This is a genomic window from Coleofasciculus sp. G1-WW12-02 (assembly GCF_040219735.1).
GTDB lineage: Bacteria > Cyanobacteriota > Cyanobacteriia > Cyanobacteriales > Coleofasciculaceae > Coleofasciculus.
The window spans coordinates 24,340-46,737 of record NZ_JAVJRX010000131.1 but is presented as its reverse complement, the minus strand read 5'-3'; the positions used below and the strand labels follow the sequence as shown (position 1 = coordinate 46,737).

The 22,398-nt window shown below is 45.8% G+C and carries 14 protein-coding genes; 2 read left to right on the top strand and 12 right to left on the bottom strand.

The window, feature by feature from the left end:
* The first annotated feature begins 265 nt into the window (after positions 1 to 265).
* Together RID09_RS21385 and RID09_RS21380 are read left to right on the top strand one after the other, a co-directional pair.
* Positions 266 to 586, top strand: a complete 321-nt coding sequence (locus RID09_RS21385; RefSeq protein ID WP_446337933.1) for a CU044_2847 family protein — start codon at positions 266 to 268, stop codon at positions 584 to 586.
* 3 nt (positions 587 to 589) lie between these two features.
* Positions 590 to 4,438 (top strand): HEAT repeat domain-containing protein, encoded by a 3,849-nt coding sequence (locus RID09_RS21380; protein WP_446337932.1) that lies wholly within the window; start codon positions 590 to 592, stop codon positions 4,436 to 4,438.
* Between the two features lie 240 nt (positions 4,439 to 4,678).
* Here the strand turns inward: RID09_RS21380 and RID09_RS21375 are convergent, their stop codons facing one another.
* From RID09_RS21375 to RID09_RS21320, 12 genes are all read right to left on the bottom strand, one after another.
* Positions 4,679 to 5,137 (bottom strand): chemotaxis protein CheW, encoded by a 459-nt coding sequence (locus RID09_RS21375; protein ID WP_446337931.1) that lies wholly within the window; start codon positions 5,135 to 5,137, stop codon positions 4,679 to 4,681.
* Between the two features lie 23 nt (positions 5,138 to 5,160).
* Complete coding sequence (locus tag RID09_RS21370; RefSeq protein WP_446337930.1) at positions 5,161 to 8,574, bottom strand: response regulator; 3,414 nt, start codon at positions 8,572 to 8,574, stop codon at positions 5,161 to 5,163.
* A gap of 251 nt (positions 8,575 to 8,825) precedes the next feature.
* Positions 8,826 to 13,268: a GAF domain-containing protein gene (locus tag RID09_RS21365; protein ID WP_446337929.1), complete on the bottom strand. Its 4,443-nt coding sequence runs from the start codon at positions 13,266 to 13,268 to the stop codon at positions 8,826 to 8,828.
* Between the two features lie 220 nt (positions 13,269 to 13,488).
* Positions 13,489 to 14,025 (bottom strand): chemotaxis protein CheW, encoded by a 537-nt coding sequence (locus tag RID09_RS21360; protein WP_446337928.1) that lies wholly within the window; start codon positions 14,023 to 14,025, stop codon positions 13,489 to 13,491.
* 28 nt (positions 14,026 to 14,053) lie between these two features.
* Positions 14,054 to 14,419 (bottom strand): response regulator transcription factor, encoded by a 366-nt coding sequence (locus RID09_RS21355; protein ID WP_446337927.1) that lies wholly within the window; start codon positions 14,417 to 14,419, stop codon positions 14,054 to 14,056.
* 73 nt (positions 14,420 to 14,492) lie between these two features.
* The gene (locus RID09_RS21350; RefSeq protein WP_446337926.1) at positions 14,493 to 15,773 is read right to left on the bottom strand and encodes a response regulator; all 1,281 of its coding nucleotides are present in this window, start codon (positions 15,771 to 15,773) and stop codon (positions 14,493 to 14,495) included.
* Between the two features lie 662 nt (positions 15,774 to 16,435).
* Positions 16,436 to 17,851 carry a response regulator gene (locus RID09_RS21345; protein ID WP_446337925.1) on the bottom strand — a complete coding sequence of 472 codons (1,416 nt, stop codon included), beginning with the start codon at positions 17,849 to 17,851 and terminating at the stop codon, positions 16,436 to 16,438.
* A 1,087-nt stretch (positions 17,852 to 18,938) separates the two neighbouring features.
* Entirely contained in the window at positions 18,939 to 19,100 is a 162-nt protein-coding gene (locus RID09_RS21340) for a hypothetical protein (RefSeq protein WP_446337924.1), read from the bottom strand.
* Positions 19,101 to 19,102: 2 nt separating this feature from the next.
* The gene (locus tag RID09_RS21335) at positions 19,103 to 19,348 is read right to left on the bottom strand and encodes a hypothetical protein (protein WP_446337923.1); all 246 of its coding nucleotides are present in this window, start codon (positions 19,346 to 19,348) and stop codon (positions 19,103 to 19,105) included.
* Between the two features lie 77 nt (positions 19,349 to 19,425).
* Positions 19,426 to 20,103 carry an urease accessory protein UreF gene (locus RID09_RS21330; RefSeq protein ID WP_446337922.1) on the bottom strand — a complete coding sequence of 226 codons (678 nt, stop codon included), beginning with the start codon at positions 20,101 to 20,103 and terminating at the stop codon, positions 19,426 to 19,428.
* A gap of 51 nt (positions 20,104 to 20,154) precedes the next feature.
* The gene (locus tag RID09_RS21325; protein WP_446337921.1) at positions 20,155 to 21,036 is read right to left on the bottom strand and encodes a sterol desaturase family protein; all 882 of its coding nucleotides are present in this window, start codon (positions 21,034 to 21,036) and stop codon (positions 20,155 to 20,157) included.
* Positions 21,037 to 21,280: 244 nt separating this feature from the next.
* Positions 21,281 to 22,318 carry an NADP(H)-dependent aldo-keto reductase gene (locus RID09_RS21320; RefSeq protein ID WP_446337920.1) on the bottom strand — a complete coding sequence of 346 codons (1,038 nt, stop codon included), beginning with the start codon at positions 22,316 to 22,318 and terminating at the stop codon, positions 21,281 to 21,283.
* Positions 22,319 to 22,398 lie beyond the last annotated feature (80 nt).

The window sequence follows — 22,398 nt, the reverse complement described above, 5'->3', positions numbered from 1 at the left end:
TATAGTATGAGTAGCGAGGAAGATGCTCGGGGTGTATGTCAACGCAAGTAGGTTGGGTTGAGGAACGAAACCCAACACCCTTGCTTTGCTAAAATATTTTGTGTTCTGACATGCTCCCGATGCTCGTTAGCGAGCAAGATGCTCGCACTACAAAGATTCCGCAATTGTTGATCTTAAGGTTTATCTGCCGAACAGCGTAAGATAGGGATAACAAGTTTTTAGTCAGGGAACCTTAGCCCTTACATTTCCCATTGAGGAGAATGAAATGACCTTTGCCGAATCCCGTAGTGACACCGTTCCAGTTGAGCTTCCCAATGGGGCGATCGCGAAATTTGAGGTGACAACGACGGGGCGAGAAGATGTCAGCTTTGACGCCAAGCAGTTTCAGCCTGTCGCTGATGCGATCGAGGGGGTGGTGCAGATGATCGCCGCACCCCTGAAAAAAGCGAAACCGAGGAAGGCGACGGTAAAATTTGGCATGGAAATGGCGATCGAGGCTGGACAATTGACGGCGGTGATTGTCAAAGGATCGGGTAAAGCGAATCTGGAAATCACGTTGGAATGGGAAGCTCAACCTAAACCGTAAACCATGAGTCGCGTCGAGGAGCTGTTGCAACAATGCACGGTGAAGCTCTCCCTTCCTGGTAGAGGTTGGGGAACAGGCTTTTTTGTCGCTCCAGAATGGATTCTCACTTGCGCTCATGTGGTGAAAAAGGCAGCAGGTGAACCGATTCAGGTACGCTGGCAGATGCAGGAGAATTGGTCACAGGCGGTGGTAGAGGAATTGCTTCCTGATCCTTATGATTTAGCGCTGTTGCGGGTGACGCTCCCCACTGATGCCGATCCGCCTTGTGTGTATTTGGATGGGGAGATTAAATCCCGCGATCCGCTCTATCTATTCGGTTATCCTGATCAAGAGTTTGACAATGGCTGTCCGGTAACGTTTAACTGTGAAGGCTTAACCGGGGATGAGCCAAGGTTAATTAAGTTTAAATTGGGACAGGTGCGACCAGGGATGAGTGGCGCACCGTTGCTGAATCAGCGAACAGGTAAGGTTTGTGGGATTGTTAAGTTTACCCGCGATCGCTCGTTTGATTTGGGGGGTGGCGCTGTACCAACTACCGTGATTTTGGAGCAGTTTCCCCAATTGCGAGAGTTTCAGCAGCAGTTTCATCAACGCGATCGCCGCTGGCGGGATTTAGTTCTAAAGCAGACTGAAATCGATGTTCAGCCCTATTTAACCGCAGTTACCACTAAGTATGAGAAGTGGTGGCAGCTTTACACATTAACCGATGCCGAAAGCAAAAAACGGCAATCTCAGGACGTGACACCGATTTTTGACTTTGGGTTGATGGTGCAGAGGGTGAAAAAGGAGGAGCCAGAACAGCCACAGGAAAAGAAGGTTGAGCGGTTCTCGGTGCTGGAAGGGCTGCGTAAGTATGCCCAGGAGCAGGTTTTGTTAGTTGGGCGTCCCGGATCGGGAAAGTCTACGGCGTTAGCACGGTTGCTCTTGGAAGAGGCGACGACTCAGAAATCAGAGTTTTTGAACAACTCCGACTTCTCACTCTGCACTCAGGAAGCCCTCACCCCCAGCCCCTCTCCCAATTCTGGGAGAGGGGAGTCAACCCGAATTCCGGTGTTGGTGGAACTGCGTTACTGGCAAGGTTCAATCACCCAATTAATTCTCAATGCCTTTACTCGCCATGAACTCCCCTTAACGGCGGCACAACTGGAAACGGTGTTATCGCGATCGCTAATCCTCTTTGATGGGGTGAATGAGTTGCCCTCAGAGGAAGCGCGATCGCAGCTTTCTGATTTTCGGCGCAACCATCCCAAAGTGCCAATGATCTTCACCACACGGGATTTGAGCCTGGGGGGAGATTTAGGGATTGAGCAGAAATTGGAAATGCAGCCGCTCACCCCAGAGCAAATGCAGGCGTTTATCCGTGCATACTTGCCAGAACAAGCCGAGGAAATGCTGCGCCACCTAGGTGATCGCTTGCGAGAGTTTGGGCAAACCCCGTTGCTGCTGTGGATGTTGTGTGGCTTGTTTAAGCAGACAAACGAAATTCCAGAGAATTTGGGGTTAGTGTTTCGCTTATTTACTCAGGGATATGAGCGCAACCTGAAACAGGATGTCGTGATTGAGAGCGATCGCGACTGGTGGAAATCGGTGCTGCAACAGTTGGCGTGGGTGATGATGCAGGGAGAGACGCCGACGGAACTACGGGTAGGGATTGCGCGGGAAGAAGCAGTACAGGCGATCGCGCAATTTCTCAATGGCAAGGTGGCGTATGGGGAGGATTTTGCCCGTAAGTGTCTGCGGGATTTGCAGAAGTATCATCTAATTCAGGCGGGAACAGGCAATGAAGAGTTAGAGTTTCGCCATCAACTGATTCAGGAATATTACGCAGCCGAGGCATTGCGGGAACGGTTGCCAACGTTGAGTGATGGGGTGCTGAAGCGGGAGTATCTCAATTACCTAAAATGGACAGAGCCAATCGCGTTGATGTTGGCGCTGGTGGATGATAGGCGAGCGGTGCAGGTGGTACAACTGGCATTGGACGTGGATTGGCAGTTGGGAGCGCGGTTAGCGGGGGAGGTAAAGCTAGAGTTTCAGGAGCAGACAGTTGGGTATGTGGAAGCGTTGGATGTCCCTGCTTGGTTAAAGGTTCCGCATTTGGGTGAGACGCGATCAGATAGTGCCATTCCTGCCTTGCTCCAACTGGTGGCAGATTCTGACTCTTATGTGCGTGGGAGAGCCGCCTATGCCTTAGGTAAAATCGGTTCAGAAACAGCGATTACTGGCTTACTCAAACTGGTGGCAGATTCTGACTCTTATGTGCGTGGGAGAGCCACCGATGCCTTAGGTAAAATTGGTCCGGAAAAGGCGATTCTTGGATTGCTTCAACTTGTGGAACATTCTAACTTTCGTGTACGTAGGAGTGCCGCCGAGTCGTTAGGTAAAATCGGTTCGGAAAGGGCGATTCCTACCTTGATCCAACTGGTGCAACATTCTGACTATTATGTGCGTAGGAGTGCCGCCGAGTCGTTAGGTAAAATTGGTTCCGAGGCGGCGATTCCCACCTTGCTCCAACTGGTCAAAAATTCTCACTCTGATGTGTGTAGAAGAGCAGCCGCCGAGTCGTTAGGTAAAATTGGTTCCGAGGCGGCGATTCCCGCCTTGCTCCAACTGGTCAAAGATTCTGACTATTATGTGCGTGGGAGTGCTGCCGAGGCATTAGGTAAAATCGGTTGGGAAAGGGTGATTCCTGCCTTGCTCCAACTGGTGCAACATTCTGACTCTGATGTGCGTTGGAGTGCCGCCGAGGCATTAGGTAAAATTGGTTCAGAAAGGGCGATTCCTGCCTTGCTCCAACTGGTGCAACATTCTGACTCTGATGTGCGTAGGAGAACCGCCGAGGCATTAGGTGAAATCGGCTCAGAAAGGGCGATTCCTGCCTTGCTCCAACTGGTGGCAGATTCTCACTCTGATGTGCGTAGGAGAACCGCCGACGCATTAGGTAAAATTGGTTCAGAAAGGGCGATTCCTGCCTTGCTCCAACTGGTGGCAGATTCTCACTCTGATGTGCGTAGGAGTGCCGTCGCTGCCTTGGGTAAAATTGGTTCCGAGGCGGCGATTTCCGCCTTGCTCCAACTGGTCAAAGATTCTGATTTTTATGTGCGTAGGAGTGCCGTCGCTGCCTTGGGTAAAATTGGTTCGGAAACAGCGATTCCTGCCTTGCTCCAATTGGTCAAAGATTCTGATTTTTATGTGCGTAGGATTGCCGCCGAGGCGTTAGGTAAAATCGGTTGGGAAAGGGCGATTCCTAGTTTGCTCAAACTGGTCGAAGATTCTGACTCTGATGTGCGTAGGAGCGCCGCCGAGGCATTAGGTAAAATTGGTTGGGAAAGGGCAATTCCTAGTTTGCTCAAACTGGTCGAAGATTCTGACTCTGATGTGCGTAGGAGCGCCGCCGAGGCATTAGGTAAAATCGGTTGGGAAAGGGCAATTCCTAGTTTGCTCAAACTGGTCGAAGATTCTGACTCTGATGTGCGTAGGATTGCCGCCGAGGCGTTAGATAAAATCGGTTGGGAAAGGGCGATTCCTGGTTTGTTCAAACTGGTGGAAGATTCTAACTATTATGTGCGTAGGATTGCCGCCGAGGCATTAGGTAAAATCGGTTGGGAAAGGGCAATTCCTAGTTTGCTCAAACTGGTCGAAGATTCTGACTCTGATGTGCGTAAGAGCGCCACCGAGGCATTAGGTAATATCGCCAAGAAAGACACAGGAGCCATCACTCAATACCTCCCCCATCTCCTCACCTTAATCCCAACTGATTCTGGTGAAGATGTTCTCAGCGTCATTCTCGCTATCCAAGAGAACTGCAAGTTCTATAACTACGAAATTTGGCAGGAAGCCCTATCTAGGGGATGACGAGGTTACGGGGTGATGGGGATACGTTAGGACATTCCCCTGTTGCCTTTTCACCCAGAAACACGGCATTTCAACTTCTGATACCAAATCCGGGTTAGCCACCCCCTTTATAATCTAGTCCGCGCAGGCGGACTTTGTTTGTGTAGCTGCGACTTCCAGTCGCCAGGGCAAAAAGGGGGTTTCTTTTATGCTGTCCACCTAATTAATAGGGCACGATACTATCGTGCCCTGATCTAGCGCTCACCCAACTGGATTCAAGAGTTGCTGCAAATCTAACATAAAAATTGTGGTCGTAACCTCCTCATCAGAGATAATTGCGGCATGACTAACCATCTGCAACTGACGGTTAGATTGAGGTAATCGGTGAATCATATCGGGGCTTAATTCAACTAAATTTGGCGGTTCATCGACGATAATGCCACAGAGTTCCCTAGCTAGAGGACGGGTAATCACTAAAAATGATTGGCGATCGGGTACAGTAGAGACTAAAGATGGACAGTCTCTATCAGCATTTAACTGCTGATGCAAATCCACGATACGAATCGTATGATTCCCGATTTGAATTAATCCCATGGCATTCCAGCCACTGGCAGTTGGTGGAGTGTTGATTACTTTTAACACATTATCCATTGGCAGTGACATGAGACAGTCGCTAATCTTAAATACGATATATTTCTCTAATTCATGGTTCATGTTCATAGTTCATAGTTGATTTACAAAACTCAAACCTTGATCAGTTTCTGCACTGTCTCTAATAACTGAGGTTCAATGAAGGGCTTGGTGATATAGTCAGTAGCCCCTAATTCGTTAGCAATTAAACGGTGCTTTTCGCTATTACGAGAGGTCAAAATTACCACAGGAATTAGGGATAATTCCGGCTCTTGTTGGCGATACTTGAGAAACTCAAAGCCATTCATACGGGGCATTTCAATGTCGCATATAACTAATTGAATCTGCCGATGATTTTGCAGTTTCTCAATGGCTTCATACCCATCCTTTGCTTGCAATATCTGATAGCCAGCCTTTTGTAACGTAAACGTTAACGTTTGGCGCACTGTCATCGAATCATCGACAACAAGAACAAATTGTTGCGATCGCGTTGAAACTGAGGGTGCGGGTTCAGACGCCGCCGGTAACGCCGCAGGGCGCGAAGGCGATAATTGCCACTGGGGGCGATCGGATGAAAGCGACGTTGAACCCGTTAATGCGACCATTGATGATTTAAAATCAGAGGCAAACTCTGGCGGGGATGTCATCGTCTGCTGATCGGCAATAGACTGCATTAATATTGTCCCATCCAGCACCAGTGCTAACCCACCATCAGCTAGAATACAGCCACCATATACATAAGGGGGAGGCGTAATCATCGATCCTAGGGGACGAATCACTAATTCCTGTTCACCAACAAGTTGGTTGACTTCCAAGCCGAATAGCCGATTCTGACAACGGATCAAAATAACTGGCATTTTTGGACTTGACTCAACCCAGGGGGGTTGGTGGGGAAAAACTAACGCTTTCGGGTTGGGGGTATAGTAATTTAAAATGTTCGCCAAGGAAAAAATTGGGATCAGTTGTTCATCCTTTCCTGTACCCCATCGCAGCACTTTTCCCTCTTCCCAGCAGCGCAGTCGTTCCGGTGGCGGGATAATGATTTGTTCAATCGCATCAGAAAGTAAAGCATATTTTTGACTTTCCGCTTCAATCAAGAGTAGCTTGGCGATTGTCAAACTCAGGGGTATTTGCAGTCTAAAGGTTGTTCCGTGATAGGGTTGGGAATAGACTGTCACTGAACCTTGTAGCGCTTCCACTTGGGAACGCACTACATCCATCCCAATTCCGCGTCCAGACAAATCACTTAACTCCGAAGCGGTGGAAAAACCGGGTTCAAAGAGAAACTCTGTCAGTTGTGCTGGCGTCAAATGTCTTGCTTTTTCAGCGTTGATCAAGTGCTGATCAACTGCCCGTTGGCGAATCTTCTCAAAATTTAGTCCTTGCCCATCATCCCGAACTTCAATCACTAAATATCGATTCTGGTGATGGGCATCAATTTCAATTAAACCATGACTGGATTTGCCCGATTGTTGGCGAACCGTTGGTGACTCAATCCCATGGTCAAAAGCATTACGAATTAGGTGTAGTAAGGGGTCATAGAGTTTCTGCACGACCACTTTATCCACTAAAACCTCTGTGCCATGTAGTTTAAGTTCGACTGATTTATCATGAGTTACTTGCAACTGTTGCAGAACTCGAGGAAAACGTTTAAATAATGTCCCCAAAGGCAACAGTCGCGCCTGCATCAGCGTGTCGCGAGTACTGGTTAGTAGCCGCCGTTGTTTGTCTAAGGTTTGATTGAATTGATTGGTAAACAGTTCAATCGACTCCGTTGCTTCAGTCAGTTGGGCTGTATCTTCAATTAGAGACTGGATTAAAAGCTGGGGTTCATTATAGCTATCCAGTTCTAAAGGATCAAATTGATTCGGAATTTTAAACTGATTGTTTTGCCAGGAAAATAGCTGCTTTTCTTTGCTCCCTTCTCGATTTTTTATCCACCACTTGCTCGTCCGTTGTTGTTGCGTTCGATGCAATTGACGGTCATGCCAATCTTGCAATTGATCCAACAGTTGTTGATGTTGTTGCAGACGGTTTAGCACCGAATGAACCGCCGTTTGCAGTTGATCATTCTGCAGGGATTGGCGGTTTTGGTGGGTTAAGAGTTCGCCAACCGAGTAATTTAAATGTTCTAAATGATCAATATTGACTCGTACTGTTTGCGGCTGAGTTTCCGGAACAGAGTCTTTTTGCGCCCTAGAGGAGGGTAAAACATAATCGGTTAACGGTTCTGTCTCTTCAACTGGAAGATTTGGCAAAGATTCTGGCGTTAAATCCTCTAAATTCTCCGATTGAGTATTGAACACTGGAAACGCTTCCGCCTCAGATTCTGGCTCAGCATTATCGTCGATCGCGGATTCTGAAATCGATACGTTCCCCCAAATAGCATCTAATAATCCAGTCGAGTCTTGTTCCTCAAATCCTTCCTCCTCACTTTCATTACCAATGTGAGACTCATCCTCACCCACGTCCATATCTAGTAAAGGCGTAATATCCGCATTCCCCAGTTGAAACTCGGCTGGATCGGTTATCAGGTTCTCCAGGAAACTCTCATTTGTGTGAGATAAATGAGCCGCATCAGCACCAAACGCGATCGCAACATCCGGACTAAAGTCGGTCATATCTAGGGAAATCCCAAATTCCTCGTCAAAATTACTCAGATTAGCGATAGTCTCCGCTTCCTCGGTTTCCGAGACGTAGCCTGCTACATCTGTATATACATCTTCTTCGCGATCGCTCTCCAGCCAACCCGCCAATTCTTGCAGCGATTGAGACGGTTGACCCCCTTGAGTGCGATCGCCATTGAGTACCGCTTGCTGTCCAGTCTGGAAGTCAGCCAGGGCGATATTAGTAATCATTTTCGCCTGATCAGGATAATGATCCAACGCCGCGATCGCGGCTTTGGCAATATTCGCAAATCCCGGTAAATTCATCGATTCAGCGACACCCAGCAACACTTGCGCCTGCGATCGCAACGCCTCAGCCATGACAGACGGATCATCACTCGCCAAAGCCTCGGTAACTTGTTCTAACCGCTGAGTGACCCCCACCTCAAAAATGGATTGAGTCACATCAAATCCCAACTCCAAAGAACTGGGAATACTCGCTTGTTGGTCAAAACAATCACCCAGCTTGTCTTGCAGTTTAGCAAACACAGCCGCCGTGCGATCCAGAACTTCCGTTTCATTAATCTGTCCACCCATAACTTCAGCCGTCAGGGGTAATCGCAGACATTCATATCCTTCAAATAGTAAGGCTTCCACCTCAGCATCAATCACGACATCGGGATTAAAAAGGGTTTTAAAAATATCCTCTAACGAGTGAGCAACAGTTTTAATTGTTTCCAACTCTACACTAGCCGCCGCACCTTTAAGTGTGTGAGTAGTTCGCATCAAGTTATGAACTTTATTGACAGTAAAATTAGTCCGCAGATCGAGTAATTCTTGTTCGATAATACCCAAAAGTTCTGGCGCTTCTTCCAGGAAATATTGATAACTTTGTTCACGAATAATTGGATCGTTAGTCATTGGGGGAGTTTTGAGGGGTGAATGTGTAGGGGCGGGTTTTACCAATAACCTTCAGGAGAAAACCCTTAACTTAACTAAACCCGCCCTGACTGATTGTAGAAACACGCCATCATTCGTTTTGTGTAGGGTTGGGTTGAGGGGCGGGTTTACTCACACCCAGGTGAGATAAAAAACGATAATCGTCAAACCCGCCCCTACAGCGTCAATGACAACTGACAACTGACAACTGATAACTGATAACTGACAACTGACTATTCAACCTTGAACTGATCGGCACTCATTTGCAGATTTTGCGCCATTGCCAACAATTCTTGGAACGATGTAGACATCTCCAGAGAATTTTCCGCCGTTTGATTAGCAATCGTCGCCACCTGAGTCATGGTTCGCGTGACAGACTGCAACTCTTGATTCTGAATTTGAGTCGCCTGGGTAATTCCAGCAACCACCTGACTAATCTGACTCGTGGCTTCCACGATCGCATACAAATACTCGCGAGCTTCATTGACTTGGTTTGTGCCAATTGCCACCTGCTGAATCCCAGTTTCCATGACTGTGGAGACTTCTGCTGTGCCCATCTGGATTTCCTGCACCAATTGGGCAATCTCCGTCGTCGCTTCCGCTGACTGGCGAGCCAGAGAACGCACTTCATCTGCAACCACCACAAAACCTCGTCCATACTCACCGGCGCGTGTGGCTTCAATCGACGCATTCAACGCCAGCAGTTGAGTTTGAGTGGTAAAATTACTAATCAAATTCACCACTCGCGACACCTTTTGCGTCGATTCACTCAAACGCTTCAGCCGCTTACTGGTTTCCGCCACGGTTTCCCGGATATCCATAATCCCATCCACCGTGCGGTTCATCGCCTCATCCCCCGCCTGAACCGTTTGGTTAGCGCGTTGCACCGCTTCGTCCACCTGGCGAGCGCTAGCACCCACCGCTTCAGTGGTATTCACCATCATCTGAATCTGTTCTAGGGTTTGTTCCAGCGCCTGGAACTGGCGTTGCGCTTGTTGCGCCAATCCCGCGATCGCGGCTTCGCTGGCTTGAGAGGTTTGTGCCACTTGGCGAGAGGATTGCTGCACCTGTTTCACAATCGCCCGGAGACTTTGCAGGGTATTGTTATAGGCATCAGCAACCGTTCCTACCTCATTTTCGGTAATCGGCGCTCGCACGGTGAGATCCCCTTGTAAAGCCGGACGTACCGCCATTAGCAATTGAATCACTCCCTGTTGCAATTCTTCCTTCGCCGCTTTCTCCCGTTGCGCCGCCGCCATTAGTTGTTCAGACTGTTCCTGAACTTGCTCCAAGGATTGAGCTTGCTGCAGAGCAATCCCTAACTGGGTTGACATTTGGGCTAAGAGTTTAATCTCTCCCTCTTCCCAGGTTCGCGGTTCACTGTTTTGATAAACCCCCAGCAATCCCCACAGTTGTTCCCCTTGGAATAGAGGCGCGATCATGTAAGCTTGCACTCCCCACTGTTGCAACACTTCACGGTTAAACGTCAATTCAGTGGCTTGGCTGATGTCATTCACCGCACGGGACTGATTTTGGCGATAGGAACCCCCCCGGGTTTCTTGTAACACTGGATCACTCACCCGCGCCAATTCCGTACCCACAACTTTGATGTATGAGCCGCCCACATCTTCAATCACAAATTGCCCACTCCAATCAGAGTTAAAGCGATAAACCGCCACCCGATCCGCATTCAGCAGGAGTCGTAGTTCCTGACTCGTCGCCTGCAACAGAACCTCTGGGTTTAAGGTTCCTTTTTGTAAGCGCTCGGCAATTCGTTGTCCGGTTTTATACAGCAGGTTGATAAAATTACTTTCCCGCTGCGCTAATTTGGCGAATTGATCCGACTGCTGTTGCACCTGCTCCAGGTAGTAGAGTCGTTGTAATGCCGTTCCCACCCCTTGACCGAGTTGGGTTAACGCGGTAATTTCGGTACTCGTCCAGTGGCGGGTGCCGCTATTTTGATAAGCACAGAGGATTCCCCATAACTCATCGGCGACGAAAATCGGTGCCAGGGCGTAAGCTTTGACCTCAAATTGCTCTAAGATTTCAACGTGACAATCCGAGTGACCGATGGTATGGATATCATCCACGGCGAAGCTTTCCCGATTGCGATACCGCCCCCCCTGGGTTTCCTTTAAATAGGTGTCTTCCCAAACGGTGCGGATATCGGGACCCACTAAAGGCGTCCAACCCGTCGCCACTGACTCGGCGACAAACACACCACTCCAATCCGGCTCAAACTGATACACCGCTGTGCGATCGCACTTGAGCAGTTTCCGTAGTTCACGAGTGGCTGTATTGTAGATGGTGGGTACATCCTCGCCATAGCTCAACTTGGTGAGGACGGTTGATACCGTTTCCTGGGTTTGGGCAATCGTCGCTAGCTGAGTCGATTGCGCTTGTAACTGGTGCAGGTACTGGGATTGTTTCAAGGCGATGGACAATTGATACGCCACCTGCTTGACAAACTCGACCTCTTGTTGTTTCCACTTCCGTGGACCACTGCATTGGTGAATACACAGCAATCCCCACAATTCGATCCCTTGCATGACGGGTGCCACCAAATTCCCTCGCACCTGGAACTTGGAGAGGGTATCAATATAACAGGGGGCTAAATTGGCGTTATAAATATCCGTAACCGCCCAAACCCGTCCCTTACGATAATTTTCCGCGTGTTTGTCACCAAAACAGTGATCGTCTATTTTCATCGACAAGGCTGATTGTAAACCTGCCACCACCCGCTCAGACACCATTTCTCCCCGATTAAACCCAGAGTCGGGATCAAAGCAAAAGACGCCCACGCGATCAGCCCCCAAAAAGGTTTGCACTTCCGCACAAGCTGTCTGGAAAATCTGCTCCAAGTCTTGAGATTGGCTAATTTTGGTGATAATTTGAGCCGTAACTCGTTCCAAGTCTGCGGTTTTAACCAGTTGCTTGGATTGGGTTTGCAATTTCTCTAGATACTCCGCCTGTTGCAGCGCCACTCCTAGTTGAGCCGCCACTTGAGTCAGCAGTCGGACTTCACCCTCTTCCCAGTGGCGTGTACTGGTGTTTTGAAACGCACTGAGTAATCCCCACAGCTTTTGTCCTTGGAAGATAGAGACAACGGCACAGGATTTGACTTCAAAGTACTCTAACGCCTCGATATGACAATCGGTGAGATTGGCAGTGTAAATATCATCCACAACAAAGGGTTCATTATCGCGAAAACGTCCCCCTTGGTGTTCGTTGAGATAGGGATCTTCCCAACCACTCCCCACCAGTTTGGGAAATCCCCCCGCTTCTGATTCACTGACGAAATCCCCAAAATAGTCATCGCGGAATTTATAGATGGTGACACGCTCAACGTTGAGCAGTTTACGCACTTCTTTGGTTGTGGTGTTGAAAATCGTCTCCAAGTCGGTGGTTTGACGAATTTTGTCAATCACACGGGCGATGGTGCGTTCCCGTTCCGCCACTTTTGCCAGTTGTCCGGTTCGCGCTTGCAAACTGTCCAGGTATTCGGCTTGCTGGAGTGCGACACCAAACTGACGCCCGACTAAGGCGAGGATGTTAAGCTCTGAGGCGTCCCATTGACGGGGACCTGAGTTTTGGAAGGCGGCGAGTAACCCCCACAGGTTCTCTCCCTCAAAAATGGGTGCGATCGCATAAGCTTTTGCTTCAAATTGTTCTAACAGGTCGATGTGACAATCACTCAACCCGGCGGCGTAAATGTTATTCACCGCATTGGTTTCTTCCTGGCGATAACGCCCGCCTCGGGTTTCCTGGAGATAGGTATCCACCCAGACTTTTTCGATATCCGGACCGACTAAAGGAACCCATTCCGGTGCGACGGATTCAGCGATGAACTCGCCACTCCAATCTCGATTAAACCGATACACCGCCACGCGATCGCACTGTAGTTGTTGGCGGATTTCCCGCGTGGCGCTGCTAAAGACTTGGGGCACATTGAGCGATCGCAGAATGTTCTTCAGGATTTTCGCCGCGATTTTGCCAACAATTTTGGTTTTTTGGTTCTGAGTTTGCAGTTGGCTATAGAGTTCCCCAGGTTGCAGGTTGAGAGTCAGTTCCGTTGTCACCTGATAAAGCAGATTTATTTCTGCTTCTTGCCAAGTACGAGTTCCTGAACATTGCTGGACAATCAGTAAACCCCACACTTGTTTACTAATAACAATTGGCAAACTCAAGCTAGCTTTAACTTGGAAGCGTTTGAGTAGTTGCAGTTGGTAGGGACTGGTAACGCCTTGGTAAAGATGATTGAGTGTGACAACCTCTTGCTGTTGATACTCTATTTGATTGTTTGCCCCAAAAGTTAACGCCGGTAAGGGTTCACCCAAACAGGGAGTATACCCCGCAACCATTGATTCGGCAAGGACAACGCCCTCAGTTTCACTCTCGAAGCGATAAATTAAAACGCGATCCACCTGGAAATGCTCCCGCACTTCTGCCACGGTGGTTTCTAACAGGGTATCAACGGTTTCAATTGTAGAAGCGCGACGCATCCGTTTAGCCACTGATAACAACCACTGTCGTTGTTGTTGAAAATAGGTCTCAATATTGATATCAGAGTTAGGGTGGGACTCACCAGTCACGCGATCGCCATTACCAATTTTGTGAGCGGAATCGTTCTCCGCGTCAGGGTTGAGTACTTGCTTGGATTGTTCGAGTTCTTGCATAATTCGCTTTGTCTAGTCCTAATAAGTCCACAATTCGCGATCGGGAAAGTTTTAAGTTTTGACCCTTCGCCTCGCTAGTCTGGAATGGTTTATAGGGGCGGGTTTAGGGATTTTCTTTAGCCATTGATGGTAAGGTTTGTGCAGAACCCGCCCTGACTTTTCCAGAGGGAGAATACTACGTCTTGAACACCTCTGTCCCATCTCCCTTATCCCTCATTTTTCACTCACGATGCATTTGCCAAAGGGGATAGTGGTTAATGGCGTGAATATTCAGCACAATTCCCTGATCTTCAGGGAGTGAACCCAGAATAAACGGCAACAGTTTAGGCGGAAATAAACCGGGAATTGCAGGTTGTAAATGTTGTAAATTGTGATACTCAATGTCATTAACTTGTGTAACAACAAGTCCTACAGATTGATCATTAACCTGAACCACTAAAACCACCAAAGCCGCAGATAATTGTCCTTGTTGTTCTAAAGGTAAATAGCCCATCAAATGATTCAGATCAACTAGCCAAAGCATATCGCCACGCCAGTTACAGATACCTAAAACACAATGGGGCATTTCTGGAACAGGTAAAATCTCCGTTGCGTTCACTCGTAGCACTTCCCCAATCTGTTCCAAGGGCAATAACGCACTATCTTGGTGACCCAAGGGAAAGCGGAGTAACCGCTGCTGCTTTTGGGGGGGGAAAGGTTTAAGGTTGAGTGGTTCAAGACTCGTTGTTAATAGAATTGAGTCGAGGGAATTTGTCATTTTTTAGGTAACAGGGAACAGGAAACATCTAAACCAGGGTAAATTTATTAATGGTTTTCATTAATTCCTGTTGATCGACTGGTTTAGAAATATAGGCATCAGCACCCAACATCGAACCCCATAATTTGTCAGCGTCAGTTCCTTTCGTTGAACAAATTACTACAGGAATTTTCTTGGTATCAATGTTCGTTTTAATCTCGCGGCAAAGTTCAAAGCCACTTTGACCAGGTAAAATCACATCGAGAATTACCAAGTCAGGTTTTTGAGCCTGGAGTTTTATATGAGCCTCTTCTCCACTCGTCACACTAACCACGTTTAGACCAGCTTGTCTTAAATAACGAGTCAGCACCTGAGTTTCTGTTACACTATCTTCCACTAAAAGAATAGTTGTCATAGTTAATCCAATTTTTGCGAGACAAACTTTGTACAGCTTGTTTGTGGTCAAAAGGTCAATTCTGAGCAGAATTTTAATTACTCATATATAAAGATTTTGTCGGTAAATACCTCTGCAAAGTACTTAAGACCTTTTGTTGAGTAATCGGCTTCGGCAAAAAACCAGAAGCACCGACCATCTTGGCACGCACCCGGTCTACAATGCCGTCATTTCCCGTCAGAATAATCACAGGAATATTCTGAAAAACCGAAACACGGCGAATTTGTGAACAAATTTCATAACCATTGGCTACAGGCATTACCAAATCCAGGAATATGAGATCAGGTTTATTTTCGAGAAGTACGACTAGGGCTTGCACGGAATCCTGAATTGAGACAAAATTATAACCCGCCTCCTCTAAAATATAACCCATCATTTGACTATCAATTCTACTATCATCGATATAAGCAATTACCGCGCCTGCTGATTTGGATGAGGATAACGTTGCCGAAGACTTTTGTGAACTTATTCTGCCATTTTGCTGAGATTTTGGTTCGACAAGCTTAGGGCTTAAAATAGAAACTTTTAAATCCTCAACTTCAATTAAAGCAATTAAATTTTTACGAATATAGGGGGCAATCGAGTGAGTTAAGGGCAGAATATTTTGTTTTAACTTGACTGCTAAATCCCGAAGCGTTTGTGTCCCATCGGCAAGAGTTGTCAGGTTGCGATAAGCAGAGGGTGATGTTTGCTGACGTAACTGTTCCGCCTGCAAAATTTTGGGGGCTAGATTCGGAGAAATGTCAGCTAAACCAGCTTGTTGCCAAGCTTGCCAATCCTGAAAAACTTGCTGCCAAACGCGCTCTACCCGTACCACAACCCACCCTAAATCGATAGAATCTTGAGGAATCACTCGGTAGCTTAGATACAAGCCAGAATGATAGTTTTGTTGTTCGCCTGCTTGGATAATATCAAAAAGAACTTCGCCAGTATGACCTTCAACAATTGCCGCCATTTGTCCGAGGGGTACTTGTCCTTGTTTCACTTGTTTGGATAAGGATTCATAATCTTGATATTGAATCGGTTCTCCTTCTTGAATCACAGAATTAACAGCCAGTGAAGGACAGTGCAATGACAGTTGACGATACCAACGACGCACAGGATGTACTTCACTGTCACAACCAATCAAACTCCCGACGCTAAAGAATAGCTTCCACTGCTGCTGTTGAGGATTGGTTATGTTGAAATCTAACTGACCTGTAAATTGTTGACTCGCACAATTTTGAATTCGTCTTAGCAGTTCTTCTGTGTTAAAGATAACATCATGTTTGGTTGTAGGCCAGTGAGTTGATCGAACAGATAAAGGGGCAAGCATTTTGTATTTTTATTTGTATCGTCCAGTGAGATGATATATTAAATGACTATGATATAGAAAGGATTAGGTCTTAGCTGTATATTTTTCGTTTTTCAGAACTAAAAAAAACAGCAATCTACCCGTTTAATAAACACATTTTGATAGATTTATTTATACAACTGACTCAATTCTAACTTATAAAAATGCCACTGTGTCAATATATTGGTCAACAAATAGCATTTTTAAGTACCGTTATTTACTTTAATAAAATAAAAAAAAGACTAAAAATATTTTTATTTTGCCAATTATTTTTTAGCTTTATTTTAAGCAATAGGGAGCATGTCATCTTTGTAGGTTGGGTTTCGTTTCTCAACCCAACTCCAGATTAGCCTGTTGGGTAAAGCTTACACAAGGGCCCAACCTACTTGAACGTTTTATGCGAAACTGACATGCTCCCAAGCAATATTTCAGTTAAAAATAAATAGATTAACTCATTTATCAGGGAAAATGTATCATTGCTTCCCCTGCTCCCTCTGCTCCCTCTGCTCCCTCTGCTCCCTCTGCTTCCCCTGCTTCCCCTGCTTCCCCTGCTTCCCCTGCTCCCTCTGCTTCCCCTGCTCCCTACCCCTCCACAAGACTTATTCAGCAGACTCTACTTAGATGTGTTTTTTTTGAATACTCTCTTACATCAGAGAGTATTGAATCGGTTGTTTAGCATACCAATCTCCAATGGTTGATCTATTCTGGAACTGGTTAACTTTCGGCTGGGGTAGATGAGTTTGTAAAGCTTGTATAATTTTCTCTTTATTGATGGGCTTAGTGACAAAATCTGACGCCCCGACAATTTTTGCCCGTGTCCGGTCAATAATCCCATCCTTACCCGTGACAATAATCACAGGAGTAGATTTGAAAAAGGGAATCCGACGAATTTGGGAGCAGATTTCATATCCATTAGCAATGGGCATCACTAAATCCAAGAAAATCAGGTCAGGTTTTTTTTCTATCAATATCGATAAAGCTTTTTCCTGATCCTCCACATTAATAAACCCATAGCCCGCTTGAGTGAGAATATGATTCATCAGCAACAGATCAACTGAGCTATCCTCAATACAGGCGATTAAAGGACTCGTCGGCTTCGATTCTATTGGAGTTGCTGGAGTTTCTGGGAATGGATGTTCCTGGTTCATATTTGTCAATGAGGCGACGCTGAGACTCACGTCCTCAACCTCAATCAATTCGATTAAACCTTGACGAATATACGGGATGATTGGCTGAGTCAGGAGTAATAGATTCCGGTTCAAATTAACAGCTAAATCTCGTAATGTTTGACCTCCATTCATTGAAGCAAGAAGGTTATCAGATGAAAATTGAGAGGTTTCTTGTTGCAAGGCTTTAAACGTCTGATTAAGACCTCCTAACCCACTGAGGTTATCATAAAGCATCTGGGAAAACTGTTTTTGTAATTCTTGAGGTTGTAAAACCTTGGGCGCTAAATTGGGAGAAATATCTGTTAAATCTGAACCTTGCCAACTTTGCCAAAGTTTCAAGGCTTGTCGCCAGGTTTTATCAACCTCTATAGTGACTAGAGCTGAATCCATCTGCTCTTGAGGAATTTGACTATAAGTGAGTCGCAAGTTTGAGAGTGATGTCTGTTCAAGTTGTTGAATCAGATCAAAGAAGACTTCTAAAATATAGCCTTCGACAACTTCTGTCATTTGCTCTTTTCTAATTTTTCCTTCCATTACCAATTCCGCTAAGGCGTCGTAATTATCACCAGCAAATTGATGTGAACTATTGATAGTCCCATCTTTAAACAGTTGGGGACAGTAACGACAAAGCTGACGCAACCAACTCCGAAGTGGATGTACACCACTTCCGCCACAGATTAAACCCCGGCAAAAATATAAACTCCAATGCTGGCGTTGAGGGGCTTCAATATCTAAGCAACCTGTAAATTGCTCACTGGCGCAGGAGAAAATTTGGGTTGCCAGATTTTCAGTATTGACAATTTGACAAGGGGTAAAGGGAAATCCGCCAGTGCTAATAAATTCAGCCCAGTGTTGAGAGTATCCAATTACTCGCTGGAATTGATTAGTCATAATTTTAAGTTGAACTCCTGGGAATACGGCATGGAATGATTAGCTATGATGAAATCAATTAGCCGAGTTGGGAAAGATATAGAAACAGACTGTACTCATTCGTAGTAATACCGTCAGCTTTAGATGATAAGCTGGGACAATTAAGCACAGTCTTGTTCGGAGAGAGGTGTACAAAACTGAACCAGTCTAGTTAACATCACACTTAAGTGCTTGCTGTTAGGATTACAAAATTTGGTAAATCACCCAGATTAGAGGAGTTTTTGCTATCGCCGACAGACGTGAGTCAGCCTCTAACTTCGGCGTTGTGGAGATGCACTGCTGTATCGGGTTGGGTTGTACCCAGTATAATTCTACGTAGACGTTTAGATGAAGTTGCTTACACTCACTATCGCCAGTAAGGATTTGTGAAAGCAGATGGGGCTGAAAAGCTTGCCCGATAATGGTTGCTATTTCACAACTGATTTAGACGTACTCTATCTTTATGGTAGAGGATTTCACGGGTAATTCGGTAAAGTGATCATCAATTTTCTGTAAAGCTTCGTTCACATTTTCTTGATCAAGTCATTATATTTTCCTATTTTCGGCTGATCTTGCCGCCAATAACCTCAGCATAATGGCGTAAGTTTATCCCTGTAGTTCTTTAGGAAGAAGACAAGCTTTTAATCCTTTCCTAATAAGCATTTCAGCTATCGCATAACCCTGATTTTACGGTAACCTACCTAAGCCAAATAGCTTAGGTATAGGGATAAGCATTACCCCATTTCTCCGTAATTACCCCCAGAGAATTAATCTTTCTTCCTAGATATTAAGTATTTTTGATTATCAGGTTTTGGCTAAAAATATAGCAACCAGTCTAGAAGAGAGCTATAATGCGAGATGGGATAAAAAGGGTGTATCCCACGCTTATTGGACGTGGGATTTCACGTACTCCTTCAACAAACACAACAGACATGGTACTCGCGAAGCACCAAGCCCGCTACATGGTTCATCATTGTTATTTCAAGCAAAGTCTATGAACCATGAACAAAGGGACTAATCTCTGCCATCCATTGAAGGTGGTAAACTCACCGCCGCTGTTGGTGATCGGTTATTTTCTGTACAATTCGCCAATAAATTCATTGAGGACTTTCTGGGCGGCTTTGTAGGCGAGTGCATTTCTACCGATATTCAAGTTACCGAGAATGCGATCCCGAATTGCCTCCAACTTGGATAGTGGTGGAACCTGTTGCCTGAGAGTTGAATTTTCCACTCTCAGGCTGCGAATTCCCCCAATGCTGCCCTCAACTGATCTAACTCTTCTCGAATCGGTTGAATTTGGGCAGCAATTCGTTCATCGATCTCAAGAAAATTGGCTTGGGTAAGGGGGATGCCTAATGCCGATTTGATGGCATTGGTAATAAATTCAGTCTGAGTGCAGCCTTCAGCCGCACATTTCTCGCGTAGCGCCTGAAGTAATTCGTTGTCTATGCGAAGATTGATCTGGGTTCGTTGTGTCATTGCTTCCTCAAAATTGAAAAACTTTTAAGGTAGCATAGAACCATGCGATAGACAACTTACACCAATACAGAATGAGGCTAACTGCGAAATAATCGCGTATACTGGGTTTCGTGAGCCATGCTAGAGAGTGCGAATCCCCAAGTGCAACTGTTTAACTGTTCATCATTTTCTAGTGCTAAAATGTCTTGGCTAGCCACCGATAGCACCGGGGTAAGTTCCAGTAGAAGTTGTTGACCGACAGTTTGACCCAAGGGAATCAATTTCACACCTGCATTAATTAGATTGGATGCCCAACTGTGGAAATAACCCAATAAAGCAGCCATGAGGTTAATTTGCCAGTAAGCGGCTGCAATCCCAAAGGCGATCGCATAATTGCAGGGTGTTCCCACGATCCTGGCTACAGACTTAAGTTCCGGTTCTAACTCGACGAGTAAGCGGATCAGGGAATTGCCCATTTGCCAACTTTGCGATCGCAACTCCGAGGTTTCCTTCGCCGCACTCGTCCAAGCATTCCAATACGACAACGCTTCTAAATCGTCAGCCTGGATACTCTGATAGGATCTTACCATCATAGCCGCTTCTAAGCGAATTGCTCCATAGCTCAATTCTTGGTCAATCCAGGCTTTTAATTGCTTTGGCTTATCAATCACCCCCCGTTCCACCAGTATTTCTAATCCTTCTGAATAGCTATAGGCACCGACGGGTAAAGTGGGACTCGCAAGTTGCAACAAATACAATAGGTTATCATTTGTCATTTGTCATTTGTCATTTGTCAGGGAACTCTAGGGCAGGGAAAATGGCAGGAGTCAAGTCGTAACTTTACTGGCACGACTAGACAACTTCACCGCCATTTTCTCCAGAGAGGCGACAGGAGATATAATTCCCGATTTTTTGGTAGGAGGGTTCAAAGTATTAAATACCCTGTCCCAAAATCCATGAATACCATAGTTTCCCTTAAAACTGGTGTGATGCAGATCGTGAAAATCAGATGCAATGAAAAATATAGACAACGAACTATGACCTTCTAGGTTGTAAGCATTACCTATAATAGTCCAAGCCAAGAGTTGAGTAAGATCATATCCAAATATAAAGATAGGTAAAATATCTGTAATGGTGACTATAATATATTCACTGAGACTCTTATGACCAGCGACAAAACTTGATGAATCGGCAAACTCATGATGTTTAAGATGTATTCTCAGCAAAATTTTTCTGTGAAGTAACCAATGGGCGACATAAAAACAAAAATCAGCCGCAATGATTCGCATAAAGAACCATCTCAGATTGAGGAGTAAGCCATTACCTCTATGTACCTCTGGCGCCAGATAGAGGATGATTAATGCTGTTATTAAACCCTGAATTTGTCCAATAATAATGCCTTTTGCCGTAAAAGCTGGGAAGGGTTGTTTTTTTACTTTTTTGACTCTTGAATTGAATTTATCTCTCAACTGATCATTATTTTTGATTACCTTTTCGATGAAAAGTCCAATTACATAAAATGAGACAGAACTAACAACCCAGTATAAAACTACCTGAGTAATAAAGTTGAGTTCTACATCGTGCAAGACCCAATGTAAAAACCGTTGTAAAATTGCACAACTTATTGCAATTTTTAGGTAGAACTCTAGGTCAAAAAATAAATTAAAAATAAAATTGTTTTTTTTACCTTGCTTTGACTTATCTTCCATTAATTATTGTACCGAATTCCCGGTTGTCGTAGCCATTGTTTGCCACAAATCTTACCATGAGATGTGGCATATTGCCAAGAGTCTGGACGTTCTAGTATCTATAGACGAATAAGACCGTCTTGCTTGCTAGTTGGGAGAGTTGTGAAGCCCCAAATAAGAGCGAAGCAAGTTAGGCTATGAATGGACGTGAAGGAATAGAGCAGGGGGGTGAGGGGTCTGACCCCTGAGAAAGCCAGCAGTATCCTTAAGGGGTAGGATTCGGATAGCGGGCGTGAATGGCATTAATTTCTGCCAAGATATCCTGATCCAATGTCACCTCAGCCGCACTCAGATTTTCCTTAAGTTGTTCGATGGTGGTTGCACCGATAATCGTACTGGTGACAAACCAACGCGATCGCACAAATGCCAAGGCTAACTGGGCTGGCGTCAAATTGTGCTTATGGGCAATTTCCACATACTCCTTCACGGCTTCGGTGAGATTGGGTTTCTCATACCGCCTACCAAATCCTTGAAATAGGGCTAGCCGTGACTTTTCCGGGATACCGTTGAGATATTTACCCGTCAGCAAGCCAAAGGCTAGGGGACTGTACGCTAGCAACCCAACCTGATTAAATCGACAGGCTTCCGCTAGGTGAATATCAAAGATGCGGTTAACTAAGCTGTAGGCATTTTGAATCGACACCACTTTGGGTAATCCTAGCTGCTTGGCAACATGGCAAAACTCACATACTCCCCAAGGGGTTTCATTACTCAACCCCAAATAGCGAATTTTTCCGGCTTTGATGAAGCCTGCGAATACCTCCAGTTGTTCAGCAATCGGTACAGTGTCCCGTTCGTGCTTGGGATCGTAATCGGGGGCGCCAAACAAGGGAACATAGCGATCGGGCCAATGGATTTGATAGAGGTCAATATAATCAGTACGCAGGCGCTTAAGACTATCTTCTAGTGCTTGTTCAATATTCGGGCGGTCAATTCGGTGGTTTTCTCCCCGAATCCAGCTTATCCAAGACCCAGGACCGGCAATTTTGGTCGCCACAATTAGCTGATCGCGCTGCTGCTTAACTAACCACTCGCCAATATACTCCTCCGTCTTCCCCTGAGTTTCCGCCCGTCCCGGTACGGGATACATTTCTGCTGTGTCAATAAAGTTAACACCTTGGGAAATCGCATAGTCTAATCGCTCTGTGGCATCTTCTATAGTATTCTGCTGACCATAGGTCATGGTTCCTAGACAAATTTCTGAAACCCGTAGGTTGCTCTCCCCCAGTTGTTTGTACTCCATACCTGATTATTCAATAATTGTCATCCTTCTATATTAATACAAAATATTAAAACGCTATTCCACTCAAGGAATTATTAATT

Coding starts and splice junctions, on each gene's coding strand:
- RID09_RS21380 (WP_446337932.1), top strand. CDS start 590: ATGAGTCGCGTCGAGGAGCTGTTGCAACAATGCACGGTGAAGCTCTCC.
- RID09_RS21335 (WP_446337923.1), bottom strand. CDS start 19,348: ATGACACAACGAACCCAGATCAATCTTCGCATAGACAACGAATTACTT.
- RID09_RS21325 (WP_446337921.1), bottom strand. CDS start 21,036: ATGGAAGATAAGTCAAAGCAAGGTAAAAAAAACAATTTTATTTTTAAT.
- RID09_RS21385 (WP_446337933.1), top strand. CDS start 266: ATGACCTTTGCCGAATCCCGTAGTGACACCGTTCCAGTTGAGCTTCCC.
- RID09_RS21355 (WP_446337927.1), bottom strand. CDS start 14,419: ATGACAACTATTCTTTTAGTGGAAGATAGTGTAACAGAAACTCAGGTG.
- RID09_RS21360 (WP_446337928.1), bottom strand. CDS start 14,025: ATGACAAATTCCCTCGACTCAATTCTATTAACAACGAGTCTTGAACCA.
- RID09_RS21330 (WP_446337922.1), bottom strand. CDS start 20,103: ATGACAAATGATAACCTATTGTATTTGTTGCAACTTGCGAGTCCCACT.
- RID09_RS21320 (WP_446337920.1), bottom strand. CDS start 22,318: ATGGAGTACAAACAACTGGGGGAGAGCAACCTACGGGTTTCAGAAATT.
- RID09_RS21365 (WP_446337929.1), bottom strand. CDS start 13,268: ATGCAAGAACTCGAACAATCCAAGCAAGTACTCAACCCTGACGCGGAG.
- RID09_RS21345 (WP_446337925.1), bottom strand. CDS start 17,851: ATGACTAATCAATTCCAGCGAGTAATTGGATACTCTCAACACTGGGCT.
- RID09_RS21350 (WP_446337926.1), bottom strand. CDS start 15,773: ATGCTTGCCCCTTTATCTGTTCGATCAACTCACTGGCCTACAACCAAA.
- RID09_RS21370 (WP_446337930.1), bottom strand. CDS start 8,574: ATGACTAACGATCCAATTATTCGTGAACAAAGTTATCAATATTTCCTG.
- RID09_RS21375 (WP_446337931.1), bottom strand. CDS start 5,137: ATGAACATGAACCATGAATTAGAGAAATATATCGTATTTAAGATTAGC.